Source organism: Pseudopedobacter sp., assembly GCF_040392825.1.
In the GTDB taxonomy this organism is placed as follows: Bacteria; Bacteroidota; Bacteroidia; order Sphingobacteriales; family Sphingobacteriaceae; genus Pseudopedobacter.
Window position 1 is genome coordinate 1 of the sequence record NZ_JBEBVH010000344.1, and the last position, 3,553, is coordinate 3,553.

The 3,553-nt window shown below is 35.3% G+C and carries 4 protein-coding genes; 2 read left to right on the forward strand and 2 right to left on the reverse strand.

The features are described from left to right. Positions 1–1,275, reverse strand: a 1,275-nt coding sequence (locus ABWO41_RS16660) for a chondroitinase family protein (RefSeq protein WP_353140427.1), incomplete at its 3' end; no start/stop codon positions are given. A 290-nt stretch (positions 1,276–1,565) separates the two neighbouring features. On the opposite strand from ABWO41_RS16660, the gene ABWO41_RS16665 reads away from it, so the two are divergent. Then, on the forward strand, positions 1,566–2,195 hold the full coding sequence (locus ABWO41_RS16665; RefSeq protein ID WP_353140429.1) for a HEAT repeat domain-containing protein: 630 nt from the start codon (positions 1,566–1,568) through the stop codon (positions 2,193–2,195). Beyond that, positions 2,195–2,956 carry a HEAT repeat domain-containing protein gene (locus ABWO41_RS16670; protein WP_353140431.1) on the forward strand — a complete coding sequence of 254 codons (762 nt, stop codon included), beginning with the start codon at positions 2,195–2,197 and terminating at the stop codon, positions 2,954–2,956. Before ABWO41_RS16665 ends, ABWO41_RS16670 begins: the two co-directional genes overlap by 1 nt. Before the next feature lie 327 nt (positions 2,957–3,283). Here ABWO41_RS16670 and ABWO41_RS16675 read toward each other — a convergent pair. Further along, the coding region (locus tag ABWO41_RS16675; RefSeq protein ID WP_353140433.1) for a hypothetical protein at positions 3,284–3,553 on the reverse strand (270 nt) is incomplete at its 5' end.

Below are 3,553 nucleotides of genomic sequence, written 5' to 3' on the forward strand. Positions count from 1 at the left end.
AATACCATCTCTTTCTCCTTCACTGGTATAAGTATATTGTTCCAGATATCTTGAAAAAGATTTTAAATCTCTGGCGATAATATCGTTGTCTGTATCTGTTAAAGCCAATTCTAACAAAAGGTTAGATTTCAAATACATATAATCCAGCTCTAAGCCCGGGGTTGGATTCGCGTTGTATATGTTATTGAATTCGTGAGACCATTTCAGCATCTTAATAACTGCATCTTTTACTATTGTATTAGGCAATAGCGGTAAAGCTTCTAAAAAACCTATAGGAAAGTTTCTGGCTGACGAATAATCGTTGTAAGGCATAACCATACGGCCACCTTCGGCCAGTCCCTGATCTAACACATAGGCTACAAATGAATTTAATTTGCTTAGTGCATCTGCATCATTATTTTTTATATAAGCCCTGCTCAGGTAGCTTACGTAATTCGAAATCTTTAACAGCGTATCCAGTTTATAGATATCGTATATCCCCTTCCCATTTAAAGTTCCGTCTGCATTAGCGGTAATATTTAAACCATTTACATAAGCTTTTGCAGTTGCTATTTGTGTAGCATTTGCACTGCCTACTGTACGCTGATACTGGCTTTTTAATGTTTGTATAGCGTTTATCTCTTGCGGAGTAGCATTAGATGTCGCTATATCTGCCTGATTCTGATAAGCCAAAATGGCTTTTGTATAATTGCTTGTAAAACGGAAGTTTTGATAATCGGCATTGTGCGGCCCGGGAACTCTTATATCTCCGTTTCCCGCAAAAGTCATTTCGTCTAAAAAAACCTGATTCTGAGCTATAGTGCCCTGATAACCTTTGTAGGTTATGGTAATCCTGTTCAGTAAAAAGCCAGATTGTTCTGTTCCAGAATTATAATCATAACGGTAACTCCGGTGAAAATCGCGCCAGCCCGAATAGTTAAGCACTATTCTACCTTCTCTTTTTAATATGTTGGAGTTGTCAAAAAACTTAAATATCAGCGTATCATTAGTTACAACTTTGGAATAAATCCAGAACTGTGCTGAGTTTGCCGAGTAATTATAAATCTCTGATGCCGGAATTTGCAGGTTAGAAATGGTTAAAATATCGTTATTCTTTGCATTCCACGATAAACTTTGTGTTCCCTTCTTTTTATGTAAGCCATTTGCACTTAAACTTCCTGAAATATTGGACGAGAAATTCACCGGCACACCAGATTCGAAATCTTCATAACGAATTTGTGCTAAGGAATTTTTTAAAAACAGGCAAAGAAATAGAAAGGGTAAAAGTTTATTCATAATTGGTGCGTCGTTTATTAACTCCAAATTGCTTACAAAACAGTTTTTAAAGGGGGTAAAAAGAGGTTAGAATAGGGGCAAATTTTATGTAGCAACGTTTCACTTAACTCTACGAACAGATTAACGTTATTTATGGTTAGCTACACTACCAGGATCAGATTAAAGCCCTGATATGTAGGGTAAATATTCTTTATCTCCCGGTTGTATATATGACACCAAAAATTGCTAGATTGGAATCTGTATTAAGTATTTGAGAATTCGGTACAACAATCTAAATAACACAAAATTTTATGACAACGATTGACAAACTGGCTTCGTCACTGGGAAGAAAAGACGAAAATCCAAACATAGAATTAGCCAATCAAATTGTATCTGATTCTGATAAGAGTGCAGTCAAAGAGTTGCTTGAAAACCTCGATAATAAAAGCAAAGACATCCGGCATGACTGTATTAAGACTCTATACGAAATTGGTTCCAAAGCACCCTCTTTGATTGTTGATTATACCGATAATTTTATCCAATTGCTTAAAAGCAAAGACAACAGAATGCAGTGGGGAGCAATGACAGCGCTTAACCATCTTACCCATGAAAATCCTAAAAAAGTATATTTAGCTTTATCTCAATTAGCACACGTTGCCGATACTGGTTCGGTTATAACAAAGGACAATTATGTGGCTATACTTATTAAACTTTGCGCTGTAAAAGAGTTTGCAGATAATGCCTTCGCTTTGTTAAACGAACAACTTTTACGCAGCCCGGCAAATCAGCTTCCAATGTATGCAGAAAATGCTTTACCTATAATAAGTCCAGAAAACAAAGTGGTTTTTATTAAAACACTTTCTTCCCGACTGGACGATTTTGAAAAAGAAAGTAAACGCAAACGGGTAGAAAAGGTCTTAAAAAAAATACAGAACAAATAATGTCTTTTTACGAGCTTACTAAATCGCAACGTGTAAAACTGGTAGAGCAAATCAAAGAAGATATTTATAACGACTTGCTTAACTCCACAACAAAAAAAATTGTTGCTTATTTTTCTGACGATGATACTTATATACGAAAATCGGCCTATTTATCTATAGGTAGAGTTTATTTTGAAAATAAATCGCTGCAAACAAAAATTATCACCTGTTTAGATGAACTATTATGTGATGATAATTCAAAAATCAGACAAACTGTTATCAATTCTGCGGGCGAAATTGGTAAAAGACAATTTGAAGAGGTGCAGCATTTTTTCGATAAAGGTTTGTTTGACCCATCTCATTCACCAAGAAATGCCGTTATTGGTTCTATTAAAAAAATGGGCGAAGTAAACCCAGAACCCGTTTTAGCTTGGGCAAAAAAATATCTGCATCATGAAAATAAAGAAATAAGACGCGAAATCTGCCATGGTATAGAGCTCCGCGGCAGAAAATATCCAGAAGATATATTGCCTTTATTGCAGGAACTGCAATACGATAAGACTGCGCGGGTAAGAAATACGCTGGTTCATGTTATAGGACAAATAGCTTATAAAAAAGGCTGTATTCAGAAAGTTATAGAACACCTTAAGACATGGAAAAATAAAGAACTGGTTGCCGATGCTTTAAAAGAAATCATTGATGTTCATTACCGTTATCGGAACTTTTCGACAATGACACAAGACCAAGCTATAAAGTACATCGAAGAAAATTACGTTTATTAGAACAATTGTTTAATATTTTTTGAGTTAGCCTGGAGACACTTTCTATCTCCCCTTATCCCGTTTTCAGACTAGTTAATAAACAAAAACCATCTGCCGCATAGATGCCCTAAATCTATATCCGCGGCAGAATGGGTAATAAATAATCATTGTATCTATAACGACGGTTTAACAATTTCGTTATACTACCTTAATATTTTCTCGTAATTCAGGTATTCTAAAAGTTTAGATTTAATTTGATATTTAAAACAGGCTGCCCAATCTGCATGGTTTCAATAAAAAACTACTACTATTTTGCAATACCATGAACAGCCTTATAAGAGCGAAAAACTATTCTGGTGATTTAATAATACAACGGCAATTAAGCTCTTTTTTCATCTGGCTATTCAGCTCACCTTCGGTTAATATGGGTTCCAATACGTCTAATACCTTTTGCAGATGCTCATAAAAAGCCAAAATATTTTCTCTTCTTTCTAAGGGCTGTCTGTTAAAACCTCCGGACACTGTTAGTGAGAATAGTTGCCAGAGATAAGCTTTAGTCTCCTCTAAGGAGAAATCATGAAAGCATTCTTGCAGAATGTTTTCTAAAAGCTGGGTGTT

Bases quoted from the DNA above. Each gene is read 5' to 3' on its own strand.
- ABWO41_RS16665 (WP_353140429.1), top strand. From the start codon at position 1,566: ATGACAACGATTGACAAACTGGCTTCGTCACTGGGAAGAAAAGACGAA.
- ABWO41_RS16670 (WP_353140431.1), top strand. From the start codon at position 2,195: ATGTCTTTTTACGAGCTTACTAAATCGCAACGTGTAAAACTGGTAGAG.